We start from the raw sequence: 23,290 nt of genomic DNA, 5'->3' as shown, positions 1-23,290 counted from the left end.
ATTTAATTTGACGCATGGCGCGCCATGGGCGTAGTCTTCGGCCATGGCTCGCTCTGCTGCCTTTCCCGCGATGGCGCCACTTCCGGCGCTCCGGGACGTTGTCACCCTGCTCAAGCCGATCACCTGGTTTCCGCCGATGTGGGCGATGGTGTGCGGCGTGCTGTCATCGGGCGTGCCGGTTGCCTCGCGCTGGTCTTTCCTGATCGCGGGCATTGCGCTGGCCGGCCCGCTGGTATGTGGCACCAGCCAGGCGGTGAACGACTGGTTCGATCGCCATGTCGATGCCATCAACGAGCCGCACCGCCCGATCCCCTCGGGCCGCATCGCCGGGCGCTGGGGCCTGGCCATCGCGATCATCTGGAGCGGCGTTTCGCTGATGGTGGCCGCGCTCACCGGGCCATGGGTGCTCGCGGCCACGGCGCTGGGCCTGGCTTGCGCCTGGGCCTACAGCGCCCCGCCCTTGCGCTTCAAGACGAGCGGCTGGATCGGCCCGGCAGTGGTGGCGCTCAGCTATGAAGGGTTGAGCTGGTTTACCGGGGCCGCCGTGATGGCCGGGGCGCTGCCCTCGGGCCGGGTGCTGGCGGTCCTGGCGCTCTATAGCCTGGGCGCGCATGGCATCATGACGCTCAACGATTTCAAGGCTGTGGTGGGTGATCGCCTGACCGGGCTGCGCTCCTTGCCGGTGATCCTGGGAGAACGCCGCGCGGCCTTGCTGGCCAGCGTGGTGATGGCCGTGCCGCAGGGGGTGGTCATGCTGCTGCTGTGGCGCTGGCATCTGGCCGTGCCGGCGCTGGCCGTGGCGGCGCTGCTGGCGGCGCAACTGGCGCTGATGCCGCGGCTGGTGGCCGATCCGGCGGCGCGCGCGCCCTGGTACAACGCCACCGGCGTGTCGCTCTATGTCTTTGGCATGATGGCCGCCGCGCTCGGCCTGGGAGGATACCTGTGAGACAGCACGCGTTCGGCTGGTGGTTCATCCTGCGCCTGGGCGCGGTGCAGGCGGCGATCGGGGCGATCACCATGTTGGCAACCTCGTTGCTCAACCGCCTGATGGTGCTGGAATATGGCCTCGCCGCCGGCATTCCGGCTGGGCTGGTGGCCTGGCACTATGGCGTGCAACTGTCGCGCCCGCTGTGGGGCCATGGATCGGATATTGGCCGGCGGCGCACGCCGTGGATACTGGCCGGCATGGTTACGCTGGGGCTGGGCGCGCTGTTGGCGGTGCATGGCGTGACCATGCTCGATGAATCGCGCGTCAAGGGTATTGCCCTGTCGGTCTTTGCCTTTACCCTGATCGGCGCCGGCGTGGGCGCGGCGGGCACCTCGGTGTTGGCGCTGCTGGCCACGGGCGTGGCGCCCGAACGGCGCGCGGCGGCCGCTGCCGTGACCTGGATCATGATGGTCTTTGGCATCGTGGTGGCAGCGGGTACGGCCGGGGCGCTGCTCGATCCCTATTCCGAACAGCGGCTGACCGCCGTTTCCGCAGGCGTGGTGGGCGCGGCGCTGCTGGTCACGGTCTTGGCCACGTTCCGCCTGGAGGGGCGCGGTCCGCTGCTGCCCGCCAGCGCGGCGCCAGTGGCCGGACCGCCGCTCTCGCTCAAGGAGGCACTGGCCGAGATTTTCGCCGACGATGAAGCGCGGCGCTTCACGCTGTTCATCTTCGTATCGATGCTCGCTTACAGCATGCAGGATCTGATCCTGGAGCCGTTCACCGGCCTGGTCTTTGCGATGACGCCGGGGCAATCGACCAGCCTGTCGGGATTGCAGAACGGCGGCGTGCTGATCGGCATGATCGCAACCGGCGTGGGCGGCAGCGCGTTTCGCGGGCGCCTGCCGATCGAGCTGCGCACCTGGACCATGGTCGGCTGCCTGGGTTCGGCCGTGGCGCTGGCCGGGCTGGCGATGGCTGCCTGGGTTGGCCCGGGCTGGCCGATTGCGGCCAATATTGCCCTCCTGGGTCTGTGCAACGGCGCCTTTGCGGTGTCCGCCATCGGATCGATGATGGGCCTGGCCGGCGCCGGCCGCCGCCAGGGTGAAGGCGTGCGTATGGGGGTGTGGGGCACTGCGCAGGCCATTGCCTTTGGCCTGGGTGGGCTGATCGGGGCGCTGGGCGTCGATGTGGCGCGCGGCGCGTTTGGCACGCCGGGCAAGGCCTTTGCCCTGATCTTTGCCGCCGAGGCGGGATTGTTCCTCTATTCCGCGCTCTTGGCCATGCGCACGCGCGGCGTGGCCATGCCGGCCGCCAGCCTGAGGTCTGTGGCGATATGAACCCGTTAGAGCAGTTCGATGTCGTGGTCATCGGGGGCGGCCCGTGCGGCGCCACCACGGCCTGGGATCTGGCGCGCGCCGGGCGATCGGTGCTGCTGCTCGATCGTGGCGGGCGGATCAAGCCGTGTGGCGGGGCGGTGCCGCCGCGCCTGCTGGAAGAGTTCGAGGTGCCGCAATCGCTGCTGGTGGCGCGGGCGCGCGCCGCGCGCATGGTGGCGCCCTCGCGCCGCGCGGTGGACATGCCGGTGGGCGAGATCGGCTATGTCGGCATGGTCGACCGTGAGGTATTTGACGAATGGCTGCGCGCGCGTGCCGCCACGGCCGGTGCGGTGCGGCGTACCGGTACCTATGACAGCCTGGAGCGCGACGCGGACGGCGGGGCGATCGTGCGCTATCGCGCCACGCGCGGCGGCGCGATGCAACGGGTGCGCGCCCGGCTGGTGATCGGGGCCGACGGCGCCCGCTCTGCCGTGGCCCGCGCGCATGTGCCGGGAGCGGAACGCAACCCTTGCGTCTTTGCCTATCACGAGGTGATCCGCGCGCCGGCCACCGCGCAAGGCGTCGCTGGTGGGCAGGATTTCGACGCCACGCGTTGCGACGTGCTCTATCAGGGCCGCGTCTCGCCCGATTTCTATGGCTGGGTCTTTCCCCATGGTGAAACCGCCAGCATTGGCGTGGGCTCGGCGCGCAAGGGCTTTTCGCTGCGCCAGTCGGTGGCATTGATGCGCCAGGACATGGGCCTTTCCCGCTGCGAGACGATCCGCCGCGAAGGCGCGCCGATCCCGCTCAAGCCGCTGCGGCGGTGGGACAACGGGCGCGATGTGCTCTTGGCGGGCGACGCCGCCGGGGTGGTGGCGCCGGCTTCGGGCGAGGGCATCTATTACGCCATGGCCGGTGGGCGCATTGCCGCGCAGACCGCGCTGGAATTCCTCGCCTGTGGCAATCCTGCGGTCTTGCGCCAGGCGCGGCGCACGTTCCTGCGCGCGCATGGCCGTGTGTTCTGGATTCTCGGGATGATGCAGTATTTCTGGTATTCCAGCGACAAGCGCCGCGAGCGCTTTGTGGCGATGTGCGCCGATCGCGATGTGCAACAGCTGACCTGGCAGGCCTATATGAACAAGCGACTGGTGCGGCAGCGACCCATGGCGCACTTGCGCATTTTCCTGAAAGATTGCGCACACCTGCTCGGCCTGGCCCGGCCCGCCACCGAAAGTCCCGCGCCATGAGCCGGCCCTGGGCCATGCCCGTGGGCATCGCCGTGGTCGCGGCGCTGGTGGTCGCGCTGCTGGGCGGCACGATCACCGACCTTGGGCCATGGTATGAAGCGCTGCACAAGCCGGCGTTCACCCCGCCGCGCCCGGTGTTTCCGATCGCCTGGACAGTGATCTTTGCCTTGGCGGCCACCGCCGGGGTCAATGCTTGGCGCGCCGCGCGTGATGTGCGCACGTCTGACACGGTGATCGGGCTCTTTGCCCTCAACGGTTTTCTCAACATCTTGTGGAGCCTGCTGTTCTTTCGCGTCCAGCGGCCGGACTGGGCCTTTTTCGAGCTGGTCGCGCTATGGTGCTCGATCGCGGTGCTGATCCTTTATTGCCTGCGCATCTCGCGCCTGGCGGCCGTGCTGCTGCTGCCTTACCTAGCGTGGGTGAGCGTCGCGGGTATGCTCAACTGGCAGGTCGTTCAATTGAACGGCCCGTTCTAGGGCAGGCAAGATGGGCACCTATTTCGCCAGTGGCCATGCTGCCGATGTGATGCTGGCGGCGCTGGTGATCGAGGCGGCCTGGCTGCTGGCGCGCGGGCGGGGGTTGGGCCTGGTGATGATCATGCTGGGGCCCGCCGCGCTTATCGTGTTGGGGCTGCGCGCTGCACTGGTGGGCGCGCCTTGGCCGTGGATCGCGCTGCCGCTGGCACTATCGCTGCCGATCCACCTGGCTGATCCGCGCCTGTGGCGCCGGGAAGCGGAACGGCCGAGCGCCTAGCGCGGCAGAAAACCCTGCGCGAGCATGGTGACAAGTTCTTCGGCAATGCGCGCCGGGGGCAGTTCGCCCTGGGGATCGTGCCAGCGGCCCGGCCAGTTGAGCGCGCCGGCCAGGGCAAAGCCCAGCAGCTTGGTATTGGTCGGCGCCAGCGAGCCATCAGCCACGCCTTCCTCGATCAGTTCGCGCATGGCGCTGTCGATCTTGCGCTTGAGTGCCTGGAACTGGGCGCGGCTGTCAGGGCCCAGCGCCTCGGCCCCGGTGCGCACCACGCAGCGGCCGAAATCGTCCATGTTGACCTGGGCATAGCGCGTCAGGAACAGGCGCAGCCGTTGGGCCCCGTTGCCGTCGGTCTGGCGCGCCTGCTCTGCCGCTTCGAGCAGTTGCGACAGGCCGATCGTCACGCATTCGAGCAGCACCTGATCCTTGTTGCCGAGGTAGTGATAGATCGTCGGCTTGGAGATCCCCAGGCTGGCCGCCACGTCATCCAGCGAGGTCTGGTGAAAGCCACGTTCGTTGAACATCTGCACCGCCGCGCGCAGCACGGCCTCGCGCTTGGCGGCGCGCGCCTTGCTGCGCTGTTGCGGGGATTGAAACGGGGAATCGGCTGGCGGCAACTTTTCGGCTCCATCGGCTGCGAGGACGTGTTGACATGATACCGAACAGAAGGCAATCTACTCGTGAGTAAACAATAGTCCGGTCAGTATCCATGATTCTCGACGAAACCCAGACTGCCGTGCGTGACATGGTCCGCGCCTTTGCCCAGGAGCAGCTGCGCCCGCACACCCGCGCGTTCGAGGAAGCGGGGGGCTATCCCCCCGACCTGTTCGCGCAGATGGCGCAACTGGGCCTGATGGGCATGACCGCGCCGGAAAGCGAAGGCGGTGCCGGGCTCGATGCGGTGTCCTATGCCCTGGCGCTGATCGAGATTGCGGCGGGCGATGGCGCGCTTTCAACGATCGTCTCGATCCACAACAGCCTGATCGTGGCCGGCATCCTCGCCTATGGCAGTGCCGCGCAGCGCGAACGCTTCCTGCCCGATCTTGTGGCCGGACGCGCCACGGGCGCCTTTGCCCTGACCGAGGCCGATGCCGGATCGGATGCTTCGGCGCTGCGCACGCGGGCCACGCGGGTGGAGGGTGGCTGGTCGCTCAACGGCGCCAAGCAGTTCATTTCCAATGGCCGTATCGGCAAGGTGGCGATCGTGTTTGCTGCCAGCGACCCGGCCGCCGGCAAGAAGGGCATTACCGCCTTTCTCGTGCCGACTGACAGCCCGGGCTATGTGGTGGACAAGGTGGAGCACAAGCTGGGGCAGTGGGCATCCGATACCTGCGCGATCCGGTTCGACGATGTGTTCGTGCCCGATGACATGGTGCTGGGCGCGCCGGGGCAGGGCTATCGCATCGCGCTGTCCAACCTGGAGGCCGGGAGGATCGGCATTGCCGCGCAGTGCATCGGCATGGCGGACGCCGCGCTGGCCATCGCTGTGGCCTATGCCAGGGATCGCAAAAGCTTTGGCCAGCCGATCATTGCCCACCAGGCCGTGGGCCACCGCCTGGCCGACCTGGCCGCGCGGCTGGAGGCGGCGCGCCAGCTGGTGCTGCACGCCGCTGCGGTAAAACAGACCGGGGCACCCTGCCTGCAGGAAGCCTCGATGGCCAAGCTGGTCGCCTCTGAAACCGCAGAGGCGGTGGTTTCCGGCGCGATCCAGACGCTGGGTGGCTATGGCTATCTCGAGGAATACGGCGTGGCCAAGATCTATCGCGATGTGCGGGTGTGCCAGATCTACGAAGGCACATCGGATATCCAGCGCATGGTGATTGCGCGGGCCCTGGCTGGATGACTGGGGCGGGATAGGCGCGCTAGTGTTTCGGCCAGTGCGGCCGCGCGGCAAAGCATCCTAAAGACAACAGCAAATCGACAGAGTTCGGGAGACAGGTTCATGGATATCAACGGCCTTGCGGCCATCGTTACCGGCGGCGCATCGGGCCTGGGCGCGGCCACGGCCGAAATGCTCAGCGCGCGCGGTGCCAAGGTGGCGCTGTTCGATCTCAACGCGGCGGCCGGAGAGGCCAAGGCGGCCGAGATCGGCGGCCTGTTCAAGACGGTGGACGTGACCGACGAGGCATCGGTGAGCGATGCCATCGCCCAGGCCGAAGCCGTGCACGGCAAGGCGCGCATCCTGGTCAACTGCGCAGGGATCGCCCCGCCGGCCAAAGTCTTGAGCCGCGATGGCAGCCCGCTGCCGCTGGCTGATTTTGCCAAGATCATCAACATCAACCTGATCGGCACGTTCAACGTGCTGTCCAAGTTTGCTGCGCGCATCTTTGATGCTGACCCGCTCGATGCCGATGGCGCGCGCGGGGTGATCGTCAACACGGCCAGCGTTGCCGCGTTCGATGGCCAGATCGGCCAGCCGGCCTATGCCGCCAGCAAGGGCGGCGTGGCTGCCATGGCGCTGCCGATCGCGCGCGAACTGGCCCGCTTTGGCATTCGCGTGAACACCATTGCGCCGGGCATCTTCTGGACGCCGATGCTCGCCAGCCTGCCGCAGGATGCACAGGATTCGCTGGGCCAGCAGGTGCCGTTCCCCAGCCGCCTGGGCCAGCCGGCCGAATATGCCAAGCTGGTGGAAGCGATCGTGAGCAATTCCATGCTCAATGGCGAGGTTATCCGCCTCGACGGCGCGATCCGTATGGCCCCGCGCTGAGCGCGCAGACGCCAGACCAAAAGCACAAGGAGAGGTGATGAGCGGGATCGGCATGGCAGCGGCGCAAGACCTGGCGCGCAAGGTGGAAACCTTTGTGCGCGAGGTGGTGGCGCCCTATGAACAAGATCCGCGCCGCGACCATCACGGCGCGCCGACCGATGCACTGGTGCACGAACTGCGTGACAAGGCCCGCGCGGCCGGCGTGCTGACCCCGCATATCCTGCCCGATGGCGGCCACCTGACCCAGCGCGAGACGGCGGTGGTGCTGGCCGCCAGCGGTCTTTCGCCGCTGGGGCCGCTGGCCTGCAACACGGCCGCGCCTGATGAAGGCAATATGTACCTCCTGGGCAAAGTGGGCGACGCTGCGCTGCGCGAGCGTTTCCTCAAGCCCATGGTCGAAGGCCATGCGCGATCGGCCTTTTTCATGACCGAGCCGGCCGAACTGCAGGGCGCCGGGTCTGACCCGTCGATGATGATCACCACCTGTCGCAAGGATGGCAACCATTGGGTGATCAACGGCACCAAGTGCTTCATCACCGGGGCCGATGGCGCGCAGGTGGGCATCGTCATGGCGCGATCGGAAGAGGCCGACAGCGCAGGCGGCGCCTGCATGTTCCTGGTCGATCTGCCCGATCCGGCGATCCGCATCGATCATGTGCCCAATACGATCGACAGCTCGATGCCAGGTGGCCATGCCACGGTCACGATCGATAATCTGCGCGTGCCGGCCGACCAGATGCTGGGCCAGGCGGGCGAAGGGTTCAAATATGCCCAGATCCGCCTTTCGCCCGCGCGCCTGTCGCACTGCATGCGCTGGCTGGGCGCCTGCCAGCGCGCCAACGAGATCGCCAGCGACTATGCCAACCGCCGCATGGCCTTTGGCAAGCCGCTGATCGATCACGAGGGCGTCGGCTTCATGCTGGCCGAAAACTTGATCGACCTGAAGCAGGCGGAATTGATGATCGACTGGTGCGCCAGCGTGCTCGATACCGGCAGCCTGGGCACGGCCGAAAGCAGCATGAGCAAGGTGGCAGTGTCAGAGGCGCTGATGCGCGTGGCCGATCGCTGCGTCCAGGTGATGGGCGGCACCGGCGTGACCGACAAGACCATCGTGGAGCAGGTGTTCCGCGAAATCCGCGCGTTCCGCATCTATGATGGCCCGACCGAAGTGCACAAGTGGAGCCTGGCCAAGAAGATCAAGCGCGATTGGAAGCAGGCCCATGCGCACTGAGCAATCGGCACCGCCCGCGCAGCTTGATGCGGCGCAGATTGCCCAGGCCAATGCCGGCGTTGGCGCGGTGCGCACCGCGCTGGACGAACAGGCGCTGGCGGCGTGGCTTTCCGCCCATGTCGCGGGCTTTGCCGGGCCGCTGCGCGTGGCGCAGTTCAACGGCGGGCAGTCCAACCCCACCTATCGCCTGGAAACGCCCGCGGCGCGCTATGTCTTGCGGCGCAAGCCCCCGGGCACCGTGCTGAAAGGCGCGCACGACGTGCTGCGCGAGGCGCGCGTACAGCAGGCCCTGGCGGGCAGCGACGTGCCGGTGGCCCGCATCCTTGGCGTGTGCGACGACGATGCCGTGATCGGCAGCGCGTTCTATGTGATGGACATGGTGGACGGGCGCGTGTTCTGGGACGCGAGCTTTGCCGAAGTGGCCAAGGACGAGCGCGCTGCCTATTTCGACGAGATGAACCGGGTGATCGCCGCCCTGCACGGGGTGGATCATGTGGCGGTGGGGCTGGGCGATTATGGCAAGCCGGGCAACTATTTCGCCCGGCAGATCGGCCGCTGGACCCGGCAATACCTGGAAGACGAGCTGGCGGGGCGCGATCCTGATATGGATGCGCTGGTCGCCTGGCTGCCCACGGCCATTCCCGATGATGACACGACCACCCTGGTCCACGGCGATTTCCGCTGCGACAACATGATCTTTCACCCCACGCAGCCGCGCGTGCTCGCCGTGCTCGACTGGGAGCTTTCGACGCTGGGCCATCCGCTCGCTGATTTTGCCTATCACGCGATGATGTATCGCATGCCGGGCGATATCGTTGCCGGGCTGGGCGGCGCCGATCCGCAGCCGCTGGGCCTGCCGAGCGAGGCGGACTATATCGCCCGCTATTGCGCGCGCACCGGGCGCGCGGGCATTGCCAATTGGGATTTCTATGTCGCGTTCCAGTTCTTTCGGCTGGCGGCGATCTTTCATGGCATCAAGGGCCGCGTGCTGCGCGGCACGGCGGCCAATGCCCAGGCGGCGCAGCGCGCGGAAGCCTTTCCGCGCCTGGCCCGGCTGGGGCGCGAAGCGATGGAGGCCTGCGCATGAGCGACGATCTGGTTCTGGTGGAGCGCCGCGGCGCGGTTGCGATCCTCACGCTCAATCGCCCGGCGGCGGGCAACACGCTCGACATGCCCACGGCCACCCGGCTGGAGCAGGTGGTGGCGAGCGTGGCAGGCGATGCCAGCGTGCGCTGCGTGGTCGTGACCGGGACGGGCAAGCTCTTTTGCGGCGGCGGTGACGTGGGTTCGTTCGGCCGCGCGAGCGAGGGGCCATCGGCGTTCCTATTTGCCCTGGCCGGCTCGGTGCATCGTTCGGTGCTGGCCCTGGCGCGCATGGGCAAGCCCTTGGTCACGCTGGTCAACGGCCCGGCCGCTGGCGCCGGGTTGAGCCTGGCGATCCTGGGCGACGTGGCCTTGGCCGTGCCCTCTGCGCATTTCACCGCCGCCTATGGCATGGTGGGCCTGACGCCCGATGGCGGGATGAGCTGGACCCTGCCGCGCGTGGTGGGCCTGCGCCGCGCGCAGGAGATCATCCTGACCAACCGCCGCATCGGCGCCGAGGAGGCCGCGCAGATCGGCCTGGTGACCCGCGTGGTGGCGGCAGAGACGCTGCTTGACGAAGGCCTGGCGGTGGCCGAGCGCCTGGCCCAGGGGCCGGTTGGCGCGATTGCCGGCGCGCGCGCCCTGCTCGCGGCCAGCATGCAGAACGACCTGGCCACGCAGCTTGATCTGGAAGTGGTGCGCATTGCCGATGCTGGCGCGGGGGCCGAAGCGGCCGAAGGCATCGCTGCCTTTGCCGAGCGGCGCCCCCCGCGCTTTACCTGAAGCCCAGCCCCCGTTCCCCAATCCTGGCCACGGCGCGTCCCGTTAGGGACGGCGCTGGGCCGTGCCGTTCCGATGTGAGGTGCAATCATGGCGATCAAGACCCGGATTACGCAGATTTTGGGCATTGCCCACCCCATTGTGCAGGGGGGAATGATGTGGGTGGGCCGCGCCGAACTGGCGAGCGCGGTATCCAACGCCGGGGGGCTGGGCATCCTGACCGCGCTGACCCAGCCGACGCCCGATGATCTGCGGCGCGAGATCGACCGCTGCCGCACCATGACCGACAAGCCGTTTGGCGTGAACCTGACGATCCTGCCCTCGGTCAGCCCGCCGCCCTATGCGGAGTATCGCCGCGCGATCATCGATAGCGGGGTCAAGATCGTGGAAACCGCCGGGCACAACCCACGCGAGCATATCGAGGATTTCAAAAGCCACGGCGTGACCGTGCTGCACAAGTGCACCGCCGTGCGCCATGCCGTTTCTGCGCAGAAGATGGGCGTGGACGTGATCAGCATCGATGGCTTTGAATGCGCGGGCCACCCCGGTGAGGATGATATCCCGGGCCTGATCCTGATCCCTGCTGCGGCCGACCAGATCAGCATTCCGATGCTGGCCAGCGGCGGCATTGGCGACGGGCGCGGGCTGGCTGCCGCGCTGGCGCTGGGCGCCGAAGGGGTGAACATGGGCACGCGGTTCTGCGCCACGGTGGAAGCGCCGATCCATGACGCGATCAAGCAGTTGCTGGTGGCCAACAGCGAGCGCGATACACGCCTGATCTTCCGCCGGTTTCACAACACCGGGCGCGTCGCGGCAACGCCGGTGTCTGATCGCGTGGTCGAAATCTCGGCCCGGCCCGAGGCGGTTTTCGAGGATATCCGCCCGCTGGTGTCAGGCGCCAAGGGGCGCGAGGCGCTGGAAACCGGCAATGTCGAGGCCGGACTGGTCTGGGCCGGGCAAGTGCAGGGTCTGATTCACGATATCCCAACTTGCGCGCAGCTGCTGAGCCGCATGGTGGCCGAGGCCGAGGACGTCATCCGTGGGCGACTGGGTGGGTTCCTCGCCTGATCCTTGCCGCGCGCCCGGATCGCCAATGGTTGCACGCGGGAACGGCAGTACAAGAATTTAGGGGTGGTTGGCGCGGATCGCGTGCCATAGTCGTGGCCCGGCCATGACCACGCCGATCACCCACGCCGTTGACTCGCTGACCGAAAAGGAAAGGCAGGTGTTGCGTCTGATGGTGCGCGGGCACGATGCCAAATCGATCGCCTGCCGCCTCGATCTTTCGGTGCACACGATCAACGAACGCCTGCGTGATGCACGGCGCAAGCTTGCGGTGTCGAGCAGCCGGGAAGCGGCGCGGCTGCTTTTCGATGCCGAGGGAGAGCCCCCCAAAAATTCAGGGGACAGCGAATTGGGGGAAGCCCCGCACCCCGGCGATATGGAACAGCCTGGTCTGGCCGAACGAATGGCTCGTCGCGGCTGGATCAAGACAGGAAGTATCGCCATGTCATTGCTGATGGGACTGGCCGCGCTTGTGGCGCTGCCGCTGATGAATGCATCGTCAGATCCGCAACCCGCCGCCACGGTCGAAACCAGCGATCCCGCGATTATCGCCACGGCACGCCGTTTCCTCGAGCTTGCCGACCAGCACGACTGGGCCCAGACCTATCGCATGACCACGATGCGTTTCCGCAAGGCCAACACGCAGCAGGTCTGGGCGAACGTTTCGGAAAAGGTCCATGCCGACCTGGGCATGGTGCAATCGCGCCAATTGCTCAGCGAACAGAACCTGCCCGCACCCCCCAACGGCTATGAAGTGGTGAAATTCCGCAGCCACTTTGCCAAGAAGGGCGAGGTGGTGGAGACGGTCACGCTGGAACACGTCGATGGCGCGTGGCAGGTGGCAGGCGTGACGGTCGGCTGAACCTGGCACGCCAGGGTTTCGTTACCGCTGGCTGCGCGCTGCCAGCGCCAGGATCGCCTCTGCCTGCTTGAGGTGGGGGCGATCGATCATCCGGCCATCGAGTTGCACCACGCCCAGCGCGGGATCGGCAGCAAACAGCGCGACGACGCGGCGGGCGTGGTCGATCTCGGCCGGGGTGGGGGTGAAGGCCTGATTGATCACCGGCACTTGCGCGGGGTGCAGCGCCATCATCCCGGTAAAGCCATCGCGGCGGGCCCGCGCGGCATAGCGCGCGAGGCCGTCGAGGTCTGCTAGCGCGGGATAGACCGTTTCGATCGCGGCCACGCCGGCCTTGTGCGCGCCGAACAGAGTCAGGCTGCGCACCAGTTCGTAGGGCGCGGTATAGCGGCCATCGTCTTCGCGCGCGGTGGCAGCGCCGATCGCGGCGGGCAGGTCTTCCGCGCCCCAGGTCAGCCCGCACAGCGCCGCGCGCACATCGCCATAGCTGCCCAGTTCGAACACGGCGGCCGGCGTTTCGGTGGCAATCGGCAGGATCGGCACGGCCTGCGCGCCCATCATGGCCAGAAGCGTGCCGACGGTTTCCGCGCCTTCGGCCTTGGGCAGCATGATCCCATCGGGTCGGCCGGGCAGCGCCGCCGCCAGATCGGTAGCGGCCATTCCACTGTCCACCGGATTGATCCGCACAAAGACCGGGCATGGGCGCTGCCCATCGGCCAGATAGGCGGCCACGGCGGCGCGTGCCCCATCCTTGGCGGCGAGCGCGACCGAGTCTTCCAGGTCGAGGATCACCGCATCGGCGCCGCTCGCCGCTGCCTTGCCAAAGCGTTCGGGCCGGTCGGCCGGCACGAACAGCAGGGAGCGCAGTTTCATGCGGGCGTTCCCGCGATCAGCGCACTGCGCTTGCAGCGGCACACGACCTCGCCGCGCTGGTTGATCAGTTCATGCGCGAACGTGACGATGCCGGCGCCCGGACGCGAGCGGGAGGGGCGCGTTTCCAGCACCTCGCTGGTGGCGTGGAGCGTGTCGCCGATGAACACCGGCTTGGGCATCGTCACCGCGTCATAGCCGAGGTTGGCCACCAGCGTGCCGAGCGTGGTTTCGCCCACCGACAGCCCGACCATCAGCGCGAACGTGAACGTGCCGTTGACCAGGATCTGGCCGAACTCGCTGGCGCGCGCGGCCTCGGCGTCGAGGTGCAGCGGCTGCGGGTTGTGCGTCATGCACGAAAACATGAGGTTGTCGGTCTCGGTCACGGTGCGGCGGATCGGGTGTTCGATCCGGTCACCCACGGCCCATGCATCGAAAAAGCGCCCGGTCATGGTTCAATCGTCCTGCTGGGTGATGCGCGCCAGCAGCGCATCGACTTGCACTTGCGCGCCCGCCTGGGTTTCGAGCGCGTCGACCACGCCATCGAACGGGGCAACCAGCGTGTGTTCCATCTTCATCGCTTCGAGGGTCAAGAGCTTTTGGCCCTTGGTGACGGTTTCCCCTTGCGCGACGGACACCGCGATGACGCGGCCGGGCATGGGCGCCAGGATCGCGCCATCGCCGGCCGTGGCGCCGTCGGTCGGCTTGTGGTGCCAGGGTTCGAGCCGCCACACCTGTCCGTGTTCACAGACCAGGGTGGACGGCGCCGGATTGGTTGCGGCGCCAGCAAAGGCGATTTCAATGGGCGCGCCATCGAGCAGGAAATGCCCGGTGCGAACGGGCGAAGCATTGAGGCGCAGGCCCGGTGCCAGGCTGGGCGCAACGAGCCGCGCAGCGGCCTTGGCAAGGGCCGCTGCCGAGGGAGCAAGCGGCTCTGCCAGAGCGGCGCCGTCACGGCCGATCAGGCCGGTATCAACATTGCCGGCGACAAACTGCGGATGGTGCAGCAGGCGCGCGAGGAATGCGGCATTGGTGCGCACCGGCCAGACGGCCGTCTCGTCGAGCATCGCGGCGAGGCGTTGGCGCGCTTCATCGCGGCTGGGGCCATGGGCGATGACTTTGGCGACCATCGGATCGTAGAACGGGCTGATCGTGTCGCCCTGCGCCACGCCGGTATCGATGCGCCCGCCTTCAACCATGCCGAAGTGCAGATGATCGAGCCGGCCGATCGAGGGCAGGAAGCCCTTGGCCGGGTCTTCGGCATAGAGCCGCGCTTCCATTGCCCAACCCTGGATCGAAAGCTCGTCCTGGCGGCATGGCAGCGGCTCGCCGCTGGCCACGCGGATCTGCCATTCGACCAGATCCTGGCCGGTGATCGCCTCGGTCACCGGGTGTTCCACCTGGAGCCGGGTGTTCATCTCCATGAACCAGATGCGATCGGCGCGCAGGCCCTCCGAACCATCCGCGATGAATTCGATCGTGCCGGCGCCCTGGTAACCCACGGCTTGCGCCGCGCGCACCGCCGCCTGGCATACGGCGGCCCGCGTGGCTGCGTCCATGCCCGGCGCGGGGGCTTCCTCGATCACTTTCTGGTGGCGGCGTTGCAGCGAGCAATCGCGTTCGAACAGGTGGACCACGTTGCCGTGCGCGTCACCGAACACCTGCACTTCGATATGGCGCGGCGAGAGGATGTATTTCTCGATCAGCACATGGGCATTGCCGAACGATGCCGCCGCTTCGCGCTGGCACGAGGCGAGCGCATCGGCAAAGTCCTGCGGCTGTTCGACCAGGCGCATGCCCTTGCCGCCGCCGCCGGCCACGGCCTTGATCAAGACCGGATAACCGACCTTGGCTGCTTCGGCCGCCAGGAATTCGGCATCCTGGTTTTCGCCCAGATAGCCCGGCGTCGTCGGAACACCGGCCTGCTGCATCAGCGCCTTGGCCGCATCCTTGAGGCCCATGGCGGAAATGGCCGACGGCGGCGGGCCGACCCACACCAGGCCGGCATCGAGCACGGCTTGCGCAAAGGCAGCGTTTTCCGACAGGAAGCCATAGCCGGGGTGGATCGCCTGGGCGCCGGTTTCCAGCGCGGCGGCGATGATCTTTTCACCCACCAGATAGGATTCGCGCGCCGCCGCCGGGCCGATGGCCACGGCCTGGTCGGCTTGGGCCACGTGCATGGCCTGGGCGTCTGCTTGCGAATAGACGGCCACGGTGCGCAGGCCCATCGCCCGCGCGGTGTGGATGATCCGGCAGGCGATTTCGCCACGGTTGGCGACAAGGATGGATTGGATCATGCGCGCTTACATCCGGAACACGCCGAAGGACGGACGATCGGCAAAGGGGGCTTCCAGGCAGGCTTCCAGCGCCAGGCCGACCACGTCGCGGGTCTGCACCGGGTCGATCACGCCGTCGTCCCACAGGCGGGCGGTGGCGTAATAGGGGTTGCCTTCGTCTTCGTATTTCTGGCGGATCGGCGCCTTGAACGCTTCGGCCTGTTCGGGTGTCCAACTCGCGGCGTCGCGGTGCACGGTGGCGAGCACGCTGGCCGCCTGTTCCCCGCCCATCACCGATATGCGCGCGTTGGGCCAGGTGAACAGGAAGCGTGGGCCATAGGCCCGCCCGCACATGCCATAGTTGCCCGCGCCAAAGCTGCCGCCGATCAGCACGGTGATCTTGGGCACTTGCGCGGTGGCGACAGCCGTCACCAGCTTGGCGCCATGCTTGGCGATACCTTCGGCTTCATACTTGCCGCCGACCATGAAGCCCGAGATGTTCTGCAGGAACAGCAGCGGAATGCCGCGCTGGCAGGCCAGCTCGATGAAATGGGCGCCCTTTTGCGCGCTCTGCGAAAACAGCACGCCGTTGTTGGCCAGGATCGCCACCGGCAGTCCGTGGATATGGGCAAAGCCGCAGACCAGCGTGGTGCCGAACAGCGCCTTGAATTCGTGAAACTCGCTGCCATCGACGATCCGCGCGATCACTTCGCGCACATCGTAGGGCGCGCGCACGTCTTGCGGGATCACGCCGTACAGCCCCTGCGGATCGTGCAGCGGCGGGCGGCTCTCGCGGCGTTCTACCCGCGCGCGATCGGGCGCGCCTAGGTGCGAGACGATATCGCGCACGATCGACAGGGCATGTTCGTCGTTTTCAGCAAGGTGATCGACCACGCCCGACTGGCGCGCGTGAAGATCGCCGCCGCCGAGGTCTTCGGCCGAGATTTCCTCGCCCGTGGCAGCCTTCACCAGCGGCGGGCCGGCCAGGAAGATCGTGCCCTGGTCCTTCACGATCACGGTCTCGTCGCTCATCGCCGGGACATAGGCGCCGCCGGCGGTGCACGATCCCATCACGGCGGCGATCTGGGCAATGCCGGCCGCGCTCATCCGCGCCTGGTTGTAGAAGAACCGGCCGAAGTGATCGCGATCGGGAAACACCTCTGCCTGGTTGGGCAGGTTGGCCCCCCCCGAATCCACCAGATAGACGCAGGGCAGGCGGTTTTCCTGGGCGATTTCCTGGGCGCGCAGGTGCTTTTTCACCGTCATCGGGAAATAGGTGCCGCCCTTGACCGTGGCATCGTTGGCAAAGACCATGCACTGCCGCCCGGAAACGCGGCCAATCCCGGCGATGATGCCCGCGCCGGGCACTTCATCGTTATAGAGGCCATTGGCCGCCAGCTGGCCCACTTCGAGAAATGGCGAGCCAGGATCGAGCAGCCGCTCTACCCGGTCACGCGGCAAGAGCTTGCCCCGCGCGGTGTGGCGGGCGCGTGCGCGTTCATCGCCGCCCAGGGCTGCCTTGGCGACGCGGGCGCGCAAGTCTTCGGCCAGGGCGCGGTTGTGCGCGGCGCGCGCCTGCGCTTCGGGGCTGGCGAGGTCGATGGCGGTGGGCAGGACGGGCGCGCTCATCCCTTGATCCCGATCAGTTCGCGGCCGATCAACATGCGGCGGATTTCGTTGGTGCCCGCGCCGATATCGAGCAGCTTGGCGTCGCGCAGATAGCGTTCTACCGGCCAGTCCTTGGTATAGCCGGCGCCGCCCAGCGCCTGGATCGCTTCGCCAGCCACGCGAAAGGCGCTTTCGCTGGCGAGCAGGATCGCGCCGGCGGCATCGAACCGCGTGGTCTGCCCGGCATCGCAGGCGCGCGCGACGGTATAGACATAGGCCCGCGCCGATTGCAGCGCGACATACATATCGGCTACCTTGGCCTGCATCAGCTGGAACGTGCCGATCGCCTTGCCGAACTGCTGGCGTTCGCGCACATAGGGGATCACCGTGTCGAGGCAGGCCTGCATGATGCCGATCTGCATGCCCGCCAAAACCACGCGCTCGTAATCCAGCCCGCTCATCAGCACGCCCACGCCGCCGTTGACGGGACCCATGACGTTTTCGGCCGGGACGAAGCAATCGTCGAACACCAGCTCGCACGTGGGGCTGCCGCGCAGGCCCATCTTGTCGATCTTTTGCCCGATCGAGAAGCCCGGCATGCCGCGCTCGATCAGGAACGCGGTAATGCCCTTGGCGCCGGCATCGGGCGCAGTCTTCGCATAGACCACCAGGGTATCGGCATACGTGCCGTTGGTGATCCAGAACTTGGTGCCGTTAAGGCGGAAGCCACCATCGACTGCATCGGCACGCAGCTTCATCGCCACAACATCCGAACCGGCGCCGGCTTCCGACATCGCCAGGCTGCCAACGTGTTCGCCCGATACCAGCTTGGGCAAGTACTTGGCCTTTTGCGCGGGATTGCCCCAGCGGCGGATCTGGTTGACGCACAAGTTGGAATGCGCGCCATAGGACAGGCCCACTGCGCCCGATGCGCGGCTGACTTCTTCCACCGCGATGACATGGTGGAGATAGCCCAGGCCCAACCCGCCGAATTCCTCCTCCACGGTCACGCCATGCAGGCCGAGCGCGCCCATCGGCTCCCACAATTCGCGGGGGAAGCGGTCTTCGGTGTCGATCGCGGCGGCCAGCGGCGCGATCTGCTCGTCGGCAAAGCGGCCGGCGGCCTCGCGGATCATCTGGGCTTTTTCGTCCAGGCCGAAATCGAGTTCGGGGGTTGCACGCACGGCTTTGTCTCCTCTTCCCGCCCACTGTTTTCTGTGGCCATGATACCGCGCCGCTGGCTGCGCAGGAAATTGATTTTCGCAGCGGATTTACATAGAAAAATCCTATGTTGAAACGCAACCACCTGCGCCAGTTCCTGGCCATCGTCGAAACCGGCGGTATCAGCGCGGCTGCGCGGCGGCTGAACCTGAGCCAGCCGACGCTGTCGGCCGGCCTTGCCGAACTGGAGCGGCTGGTGGGGGCGCCCTTGCTGATGCGCGATCGCAAGCAGATCCGCCTGACGGCGGCGGGCACACGCCTGCTCGCCCATGCCCGCACGATCGAGCGGGAGTTTCGCCTGGCCGAAACCCCGGCGCAGGATCTGGCCCCGGTGGCCGCGCCGCTGCGCCTGGGCGTGCTGGCCTCGTTGCCCGGCCGGGCGCTGGTGCAACTGGCGCGTGATATGCAGGGCACGCGCCCGCTGGTGCTGCTGGAAGGCAGCGATGCCGATCTGCGCCGCCGGCTGGGCGAAGGGCAACTCGATGCGATCCTCACCCTACTGCATGGCGCGCCAGCGGAAGGAGCGGTGGTGGAAGAAAGCTATGCCATGTTGTTGCCGCAGGGCCATGCGCTGGCCGCGCGCACCATGGTGAGCGCGCTGGACCTGGCGGCCGATGTCATGGTGGCGCGGCGCAGCTGCGAGATCCTGGGCGAAACCAGCCGCTTCTTCACCGCCCAGGGCGTGCGCCCGCACTTCCTGCTGCGCAGCGCCAACGAGGAACGCTGCATGGACCTGGTGCGGCAAGGCCTGGCAGTGACCACCGGGCCGGTGAGCCTGGCCGGCGATGGCGTGGTGGCGGTGCCGCTGGCCGGCTATGATTTCCGCCGCCGGCTGGGCCTGGTGGGCGGCGGTCAGGCGCTGGACCCGGCACTGGTGGCAAGTTGGGGCCGGCTGGCCGCCAGCTGGGCATGATCTGGGGCCGTCAGCCCAAGCCCCGGTTGGGGCGTTGAGATTCACCCGATCGGGGGTTTGTCGGCACGCGTGGTTTTGCAAAACATTGCAGGCCTGCGGGCATCCCTCTCTCCTGATCGGAGCCAACCATCATGACCGCGTCCCCCACCACGCCGACCGTCGTTCTCGTCCATGGCGCCTGGGCCGATGGATCGAGCTGGCAGCGGGTCATTCCCCTGTTGCTCGCGGCCGACGTGCCGGTGGTGGCGGTGCAGAACCCGACGACCTCGCTGGCCGATGACGTGGCCGCCACCGCGCGCACGCTGGCCACGGTTGCCGGGCCAGTGGTGCTGGTCGGGCATAGCTGGGGCGGGGCGGTGATCACCCAGGCCGGCAACGATCCCAAGGTCAAGGCGCTGGTCTATGTCGCCGCATTCGCGCCCAAGGCCGGTGAAACCGTGGGCGACCAGGTCGGCCGCCACGAAGCCCCACCGGCGCTGGGCAAGATCATCGACGATGGCGCCGGTTTTCTGACGCTGAGCGCGGCAGGCTGGATCGAGGACGTGGCGCAGGACCTGCCCGAGACCGAGGCGCGCGTGCTCTGCGCCACGCAGCCGCCGCTCGCCGCCAGCACCTTTGGCGACAAGGTGGAGCAGGCCGCGTGGGAAACCCGCCCGACCTGGTACATCGTTTCCGCGCAGGATCGCATTGTTAGCGTGGCGCTCGAGCGCGAACTGGCCGCGGCGATGAACGCGCAAACCAGCGAAGTGGCGGCGGGGCACTTGAGCCTGCTGTCGCAGCCCGAGGCGGTGGCGGGCGTTATCCTCGACGCCGTGCGCGCGACGGCTGCAAGCCTCTGAAACATGTGCGCAGTGAACCAAGAGGCGCTTTTTCCTGTCATGGCTTCATGACAGGATCGCTGCGTCCTGCTCACGGCCGATACCGGATTCGGCCAAGCAATGGAGAGTGACATGGATGCGGTAACGACGAAGTGCCCGATGGGCGGCGGCGAGGGCAAAAAGCGGCCCCTGTTGGGACGGACGAACCAGGACTGGTGGCCCAAGGCCCTGCCGCTGACGATCCTGGCGCAGCATGGCCAATCGCCCAGCCCCTATCCGCAAGGGTTCGATTATCGCGCGGCGTTCAAGGGCCTCGATTATGCGGCGGTGAAGGCCGATCTGCATGCCCTGATGACCGACAGCCAATCGTGGTGGCCGGCCGACTATGGCCATTATGGCCCGTTCTTCATTCGCATGGCCTGGCATTCTGCTGGCAGCTATCGCAGCGGCGATGGGCGTGGCGGTTCGTCTTCGGGTTCGCAGCGGTTTGCCCCGCTCAATTCCTGGCCCGACAACGGCAACCTCGACAAGGCACGGCGCCTGCTCTGGCCGATCAAGCGCAAGTATGGTGCGGCGCTGAGTTGGGCTGACCTGTTCATCATGGCCGGCAACGTGGCGATCGAGTCGATGGGCGGTCCGATCTTCGGCTTTGGCGGCGGCCGCGAGGATATTCACGAACCGGCCCTCGATGTGTTCTGGGGCATGGAAGAAACCTGGGTGGGTGACCCGCACAACCAGACCCGGATCGACGAGGCCGCCGGCCTCAAGATCGAGGGTCCGCTCGCCGCGATCCAGATGGGGCTGATCTATGTGAACCCCGAAGGACCGGGCGGCGTGCCCGATCCCATGGCCTCGGCGCGCGACATTCGCGAAACCTTCCACCGCATGGGCATGGACGATACCGAAACTGCCGCGCTCACCGCCGGCGGGCACACCTTTGGCAAGGCCCATGGTGGCGGCGATGCCGCACTGGTGGGGGCCGCGCCCGAAGGGGCCGACATTGCCCAGATGGGCTTTGGCTGGACCTCTACCCACGGCACCGGGATGGGCGATGACACGATCACCTCGGGCATCGAGGGATCGTGGACGCCCACGCCCACGCAGTGGGACATGACCTATTTCGACATGCTGCTCGACCACGAATACGAACTGGTGCGCAGCCCGGCCGGCGCGCACCAGTGGCAACCGGTGGGCAACCCCGAAGAGACCCTGGCCCCCAAGGCCCATACGCCGGGCGTCAAGGTGCCCACGATGATGACCACCGCCGACATGGCGATGAAGGTCGACCCGGCCTATCGCGCGGTGATGGACCGTTTTCGCGCCGATCCGGCCTATTTTGCCGACAGCTTTGCCCGCGCTTGGTTCAAGCTGACCCACCGCGACATGGGGCCCAAGGCGCGCTATCTGGGGCCAGACGTGCCGGCCGAAGACCTGATCTGGCAAGATCCGATTCCCGCGCGCGATTATCCGCTGATCGATGCCGCCGATGTGGCCACGCTCAAGACCGCGATCGCCGGCTCAGGACTGTCGGTGGCTGAACTGGTCGGCACGGCCTGGGCTTCTGCGGCCACCTATCGCGGATCGGACCGGCGCGGCGGCGCCAATGGCGCGCGCATCGCGCTGGAGCCGCAGCGCCAATGGGCGGTGAACGAGCCGGAGAAGCTGGCGCGCGTGCTGGACGTCTATGCCGGCATCAAGGCGCAGTTCGATGGTGCGGCCAGTGGTGGCAAGCAGGTGTCGCTGGCCGATCTCATTGTGCTGGGCGGCGGCGTGGGCATCGAACTGGCCGCCAAGGCCGCCGGCCGCACGGTGGACGTGCCGTTCACCCCGGGCCGCACCGATGCCACGGCGCAGCAGACCGACGCCGAAAGCTTTGCCTGGCTCGAGCCGCATGCCGATGGTTTCCGCAACTATCTGGCCGGGCCGACCGATGTGAACGCAGAGGAACTGCTGATCGACCGGGCGCAGCTGCTGGGCTTGGGCGTGGCGGAAATGACCGTGCTGGTTGCCGGGCTGCGCGTGCTGGGTGCCAACCATGGTGGCGCGGCGCATGGCGTGCTGACCACGCGGCCGGGCCAGTTGACCAACGATTTCGTGGTCAACCTGCTCGACATGGCCACGGCCTGGGCGCCGGCAGGCGACGGGGCGGAAACCTACGTGGGCAAGGATCGCGCCAGCGGCGCGCCGCGCTGGACGGCCACGCGCGTCGATCTCGTGTTCGGGGCCAATGCCCAGCTGCGCGGGGTGTGCGAGGTCTATGCCGGGCTGGACGCAGAAGACAAGTTCGTGGACGATTTCATCGCCGCCTGGACCAAGGTGATGAACGCAGACCGCTTCGACTTGCTCGATTGATCGCGTGCCTGGTTGGCTGGCGCCGTTGCCTCAGGGTGGCGGCGCCAGCGAATCCCGCTCTACCAGGTGAAAATCGAGCATGACCTGGCGATCGCCGGTCTCTCCGCGATCGAGCAGCAGGCTCGCTGCCGCATAGCCCATTTCCTCGATCGGCTGGTAAATCGTGGTGAGATAGGGCCAGACCGACTTGGCCACCCAGCTATCATCGAAGCCGCACAGCGAGATATCATGCGGCACGCGCAGCCCGGCGCGGGCGCAGGCGACCATGACCCCGGCGGCGGAATCATCGTTGGTGGCAAAGATCGCGGTAGGACGCGCGTCGCGTGCCAGCAAGTCCATGCCGGCGGCAATCCCGCTTTCGAACGAGAACAGGCCATCTGCCTCTGCCACCACCAGATCGGGATCGAGCTGGCGGATCGCCGCGAGGAAACCGGTGCGGCGCCGATCGCCGGCGCGGTGCAAGGGCGGGCCGGTGACCACGCCCAGGCGGCGATGGCCCAGCGCCCAGAGGTGGCGGGCGACCAGCGCACCGGCGGCGGCATCGTCGATCGCCACGCAGGGAGAGCGGCCCAGCTCGCTGTTGGGCGCGATGCGGGCATAGCGGACGCCGCGCCGCTCCAGAAAGGCCAGGACCTGGACGTTGTCGGTCAGCGGCGGGGTGAGGATGAACCCGTCGCAGCGGCTGTTGCGCACGATCGCATCAAGCTGGGCCTCCACCTCGGCGCGGGGCAGGTCTGAGGCGATATTGTCGATGCGCAGGTGGTACTGCTGCTCGACACAGGCGCGATAGACGCCTGACTGGATCTTGATGGTGTAGTTGGGACTCGGGTTGTCGAACAGCAGCCCGACGATGAAAGTGCGCGATCCGGCCAGCGACCGCGCCGCGGCATCGGGCACGAAGGCCAGCGCGGCGATCGCGGCCTCCACCTTGGCGCGCAGGCCGTCTGACACATGCGGCTCGCGGTTAACCACGCGCGACACGCTTTTGAGCGAGACCCCGGCGAGCCGGGCCACGTCCTCCATCGTGGCGCGTTCCTTGGCGCCAGCGGGGCGGGAAGGGGGGCCGGCAAGGGCGGCGGGGTTAGATGGGGATTGTGGCGTTTTGGCCGACGGGTGCCTCTCCATGTCAACCATTATGGCTATTTCTTTCGGCAGGTCACGCGAAATTCTGACAGCGCAGTCTTGACAGCGCTGACTGATTCATTTCAAACCATGGCTAAGCAAGATCGAAAACTTGCCGCCGATGGAGAGGATATCGATTGC

At 67.3% G+C, this 23,290-nt stretch carries 22 protein-coding genes; 15 read left to right on the top strand and 7 right to left on the bottom strand.

Annotated features, from left to right (window positions below; all coding sequences use genetic code 11):
• Positions 1 to 43 precede the first annotated feature (43 nt).
• From chlG to ABIC78_RS09080, 5 genes are read left to right on the top strand one after another with little or no spacing between them, the layout of a single operon-like run.
• Positions 44 to 946 carry a chlorophyll synthase ChlG gene (chlG, locus tag ABIC78_RS09100; RefSeq protein WP_171793077.1) on the top strand — a complete coding sequence of 301 codons (903 nt, stop codon included), beginning with the start codon at positions 44 to 46 and terminating at the stop codon, positions 944 to 946.
• A complete protein-coding gene (locus ABIC78_RS09095) occupies positions 943 to 2,265 on the top strand; it encodes a BCD family MFS transporter (protein ID WP_354489115.1) in 1,323 nt (440 codons plus the stop codon). Before chlG ends, ABIC78_RS09095 begins: the two co-directional genes overlap by 4 nt.
• The gene (locus ABIC78_RS09090) at positions 2,262 to 3,491 is read left to right on the top strand and encodes a geranylgeranyl diphosphate reductase (RefSeq protein WP_354489113.1); all 1,230 of its coding nucleotides are present in this window, start codon (positions 2,262 to 2,264) and stop codon (positions 3,489 to 3,491) included. Before ABIC78_RS09095 ends, ABIC78_RS09090 begins: the two co-directional genes overlap by 4 nt.
• A complete protein-coding gene (locus ABIC78_RS09085) occupies positions 3,488 to 3,967 on the top strand; it encodes a TspO/MBR family protein (RefSeq protein ID WP_084390818.1) in 480 nt (159 codons plus the stop codon). The genes ABIC78_RS09090 and ABIC78_RS09085 overlap by 4 nt, the downstream gene beginning before the upstream one ends.
• A gap of 10 nt (positions 3,968 to 3,977) precedes the next feature.
• Positions 3,978 to 4,244, top strand: coding sequence for a hypothetical protein (locus ABIC78_RS09080; protein WP_062784119.1), 267 nt, complete (start codon positions 3,978 to 3,980; stop codon positions 4,242 to 4,244).
• Here the strand turns inward: ABIC78_RS09080 and ABIC78_RS09075 are convergent.
• Positions 4,241 to 4,858, bottom strand: coding sequence for a TetR/AcrR family transcriptional regulator (locus ABIC78_RS09075; RefSeq protein WP_062784117.1), 618 nt, complete (start codon positions 4,856 to 4,858; stop codon positions 4,241 to 4,243). The two genes, ABIC78_RS09080 and ABIC78_RS09075, sit on opposite strands and share 4 nt — an antisense overlap.
• Before the next feature lie 92 nt (positions 4,859 to 4,950).
• On the opposite strand from ABIC78_RS09075, the gene ABIC78_RS09070 reads away from it, so the two are divergent.
• The 7 genes from ABIC78_RS09070 (at position 4,951) to ABIC78_RS09040 (ending at position 11,972) form a co-directional block, all read left to right on the top strand.
• Positions 4,951 to 6,084: an acyl-CoA dehydrogenase family protein gene (locus ABIC78_RS09070; protein WP_354489110.1), complete on the top strand. Its 1,134-nt coding sequence runs from the start codon at positions 4,951 to 4,953 to the stop codon at positions 6,082 to 6,084.
• A gap of 99 nt (positions 6,085 to 6,183) precedes the next feature.
• Complete coding sequence (locus ABIC78_RS09065) at positions 6,184 to 6,951, top strand: SDR family NAD(P)-dependent oxidoreductase (RefSeq protein WP_168352308.1); 768 nt, start codon at positions 6,184 to 6,186, stop codon at positions 6,949 to 6,951.
• 37 nt (positions 6,952 to 6,988) lie between these two features.
• Complete coding sequence (locus ABIC78_RS09060) at positions 6,989 to 8,182, top strand: acyl-CoA dehydrogenase family protein (RefSeq protein WP_171793081.1); 1,194 nt, start codon at positions 6,989 to 6,991, stop codon at positions 8,180 to 8,182.
• Positions 8,172 to 9,269 carry a phosphotransferase family protein gene (locus ABIC78_RS09055; protein WP_169048361.1) on the top strand — a complete coding sequence of 366 codons (1,098 nt, stop codon included), beginning with the start codon at positions 8,172 to 8,174 and terminating at the stop codon, positions 9,267 to 9,269. The genes ABIC78_RS09060 and ABIC78_RS09055 overlap by 11 nt, the downstream gene beginning before the upstream one ends.
• The gene (locus ABIC78_RS09050) at positions 9,266 to 10,048 is read left to right on the top strand and encodes an enoyl-CoA hydratase/isomerase family protein (RefSeq protein ID WP_354489107.1); all 783 of its coding nucleotides are present in this window, start codon (positions 9,266 to 9,268) and stop codon (positions 10,046 to 10,048) included. The genes ABIC78_RS09055 and ABIC78_RS09050 overlap by 4 nt, the downstream gene beginning before the upstream one ends.
• A gap of 87 nt (positions 10,049 to 10,135) precedes the next feature.
• Positions 10,136 to 11,113: an NAD(P)H-dependent flavin oxidoreductase gene (locus tag ABIC78_RS09045; protein WP_354489105.1), complete on the top strand. Its 978-nt coding sequence runs from the start codon at positions 10,136 to 10,138 to the stop codon at positions 11,111 to 11,113.
• A gap of 103 nt (positions 11,114 to 11,216) precedes the next feature.
• A complete protein-coding gene (locus tag ABIC78_RS09040) occupies positions 11,217 to 11,972 on the top strand; it encodes a helix-turn-helix domain-containing protein (protein ID WP_169048358.1) in 756 nt (251 codons plus the stop codon).
• A 21-nt stretch (positions 11,973 to 11,993) separates the two neighbouring features.
• On the opposite strand, the gene ABIC78_RS09035 is transcribed toward ABIC78_RS09040, so the two are convergent.
• Genes ABIC78_RS09035 through ABIC78_RS09015 form a run of 5 tightly spaced genes read right to left on the bottom strand, consistent with a single transcriptional unit; the run spans position 11,994 to position 17,907 of the window.
• Positions 11,994 to 12,842: an HpcH/HpaI aldolase/citrate lyase family protein gene (locus ABIC78_RS09035; protein ID WP_354489103.1), complete on the bottom strand. Its 849-nt coding sequence runs from the start codon at positions 12,840 to 12,842 to the stop codon at positions 11,994 to 11,996.
• Positions 12,839 to 13,291: a MaoC family dehydratase gene (locus tag ABIC78_RS09030; protein ID WP_022678325.1), complete on the bottom strand. Its 453-nt coding sequence runs from the start codon at positions 13,289 to 13,291 to the stop codon at positions 12,839 to 12,841. The genes ABIC78_RS09035 and ABIC78_RS09030 overlap by 4 nt, the downstream gene beginning before the upstream one ends.
• A 3-nt stretch (positions 13,292 to 13,294) precedes the next feature.
• On the bottom strand, positions 13,295 to 15,136 hold the full coding sequence (locus ABIC78_RS09025) for an acetyl/propionyl/methylcrotonyl-CoA carboxylase subunit alpha (RefSeq protein ID WP_354489101.1): 1,842 nt from the start codon (positions 15,134 to 15,136) through the stop codon (positions 13,295 to 13,297).
• A gap of 6 nt (positions 15,137 to 15,142) precedes the next feature.
• Entirely contained in the window at positions 15,143 to 16,744 is a 1,602-nt protein-coding gene (locus ABIC78_RS09020; protein WP_054131389.1) for a carboxyl transferase domain-containing protein, read from the bottom strand.
• Complete coding sequence (locus ABIC78_RS09015) at positions 16,741 to 17,907, bottom strand: isovaleryl-CoA dehydrogenase (protein ID WP_354489099.1); 1,167 nt, start codon at positions 17,905 to 17,907, stop codon at positions 16,741 to 16,743. Before ABIC78_RS09015 ends, ABIC78_RS09020 begins: the two co-directional genes overlap by 4 nt.
• 104 nt (positions 17,908 to 18,011) lie before the next feature.
• On the opposite strand from ABIC78_RS09015, the gene ABIC78_RS09010 reads away from it, so the two are divergent.
• From ABIC78_RS09010 to katG, 3 genes are all read left to right on the top strand, one after another.
• Positions 18,012 to 18,857 carry a LysR family transcriptional regulator gene (locus ABIC78_RS09010; protein WP_022678321.1) on the top strand — a complete coding sequence of 282 codons (846 nt, stop codon included), beginning with the start codon at positions 18,012 to 18,014 and terminating at the stop codon, positions 18,855 to 18,857.
• A gap of 131 nt (positions 18,858 to 18,988) precedes the next feature.
• Positions 18,989 to 19,696, top strand: a complete 708-nt coding sequence (locus ABIC78_RS09005) for an alpha/beta fold hydrolase (RefSeq protein WP_054131386.1) — start codon at positions 18,989 to 18,991, stop codon at positions 19,694 to 19,696.
• 111 nt (positions 19,697 to 19,807) lie between these two features.
• On the top strand, positions 19,808 to 22,027 hold the full coding sequence (gene katG / locus ABIC78_RS09000; protein ID WP_354489097.1) for a catalase/peroxidase HPI: 2,220 nt from the start codon (positions 19,808 to 19,810) through the stop codon (positions 22,025 to 22,027).
• 30 nt (positions 22,028 to 22,057) lie between these two features.
• On the opposite strand, the gene ABIC78_RS08995 is transcribed toward katG, so the two are convergent.
• The gene (locus tag ABIC78_RS08995) at positions 22,058 to 23,050 is read right to left on the bottom strand and encodes a LacI family DNA-binding transcriptional regulator (RefSeq protein WP_354489095.1); all 993 of its coding nucleotides are present in this window, start codon (positions 23,048 to 23,050) and stop codon (positions 22,058 to 22,060) included.
• Positions 23,051 to 23,290 lie beyond the last annotated feature (240 nt).

The organism is Novosphingobium sp. 1529 (genome assembly GCF_040544855.1).
GTDB lineage: Bacteria > Pseudomonadota > Alphaproteobacteria > Sphingomonadales > Sphingomonadaceae > Novosphingobium > Novosphingobium capsulatum.
The sequence above is the reverse complement of the archived record's forward strand: the minus strand, read 5'-3'. Positions and strand labels throughout refer to the sequence as shown.

Excerpts from the sequence above, each read along its gene's own strand:
- chlG (WP_171793077.1), top strand. The coding sequence starts at position 44 with ATGGCTCGCTCTGCTGCCTTTCCCGCGATGGCGCCACTTCCGGCGCTC.
- ABIC78_RS09090 (WP_354489113.1), top strand. The coding sequence starts at position 2,262 with ATGAACCCGTTAGAGCAGTTCGATGTCGTGGTCATCGGGGGCGGCCCG.
- ABIC78_RS09085 (WP_084390818.1), top strand. The coding sequence starts at position 3,488 with ATGAGCCGGCCCTGGGCCATGCCCGTGGGCATCGCCGTGGTCGCGGCG.
- ABIC78_RS09080 (WP_062784119.1), top strand. The coding sequence starts at position 3,978 with ATGGGCACCTATTTCGCCAGTGGCCATGCTGCCGATGTGATGCTGGCG.
- ABIC78_RS09070 (WP_354489110.1), top strand. The coding sequence starts at position 4,951 with ATGATTCTCGACGAAACCCAGACTGCCGTGCGTGACATGGTCCGCGCC.
- ABIC78_RS09065 (WP_168352308.1), top strand. The coding sequence starts at position 6,184 with ATGGATATCAACGGCCTTGCGGCCATCGTTACCGGCGGCGCATCGGGC.
- ABIC78_RS09060 (WP_171793081.1), top strand. The coding sequence starts at position 6,989 with ATGAGCGGGATCGGCATGGCAGCGGCGCAAGACCTGGCGCGCAAGGTG.
- ABIC78_RS09055 (WP_169048361.1), top strand. The coding sequence starts at position 8,172 with ATGCGCACTGAGCAATCGGCACCGCCCGCGCAGCTTGATGCGGCGCAG.
- ABIC78_RS09050 (WP_354489107.1), top strand. The coding sequence starts at position 9,266 with ATGAGCGACGATCTGGTTCTGGTGGAGCGCCGCGGCGCGGTTGCGATC.
- ABIC78_RS09045 (WP_354489105.1), top strand. The coding sequence starts at position 10,136 with ATGGCGATCAAGACCCGGATTACGCAGATTTTGGGCATTGCCCACCCC.
- ABIC78_RS09040 (WP_169048358.1), top strand. The coding sequence starts at position 11,217 with ATGACCACGCCGATCACCCACGCCGTTGACTCGCTGACCGAAAAGGAA.
- ABIC78_RS09035 (WP_354489103.1), bottom strand. The coding sequence starts at position 12,842 with ATGAAACTGCGCTCCCTGCTGTTCGTGCCGGCCGACCGGCCCGAACGC.
- ABIC78_RS09030 (WP_022678325.1), bottom strand. The coding sequence starts at position 13,291 with ATGACCGGGCGCTTTTTCGATGCATGGGCCGTGGGTGACCGGATCGAA.
- ABIC78_RS09025 (WP_354489101.1), bottom strand. The coding sequence starts at position 15,136 with ATGATCCAATCCATCCTTGTCGCCAACCGTGGCGAAATCGCCTGCCGG.
- ABIC78_RS09020 (WP_054131389.1), bottom strand. The coding sequence starts at position 16,744 with ATGAGCGCGCCCGTCCTGCCCACCGCCATCGACCTCGCCAGCCCCGAA.
- ABIC78_RS09010 (WP_022678321.1), top strand. The coding sequence starts at position 18,012 with ATGTTGAAACGCAACCACCTGCGCCAGTTCCTGGCCATCGTCGAAACC.
- ABIC78_RS09005 (WP_054131386.1), top strand. The coding sequence starts at position 18,989 with ATGACCGCGTCCCCCACCACGCCGACCGTCGTTCTCGTCCATGGCGCC.
- katG (WP_354489097.1), top strand. The coding sequence starts at position 19,808 with ATGGATGCGGTAACGACGAAGTGCCCGATGGGCGGCGGCGAGGGCAAA.
- ABIC78_RS08995 (WP_354489095.1), bottom strand. The coding sequence starts at position 23,050 with ATGGAGGACGTGGCCCGGCTCGCCGGGGTCTCGCTCAAAAGCGTGTCG.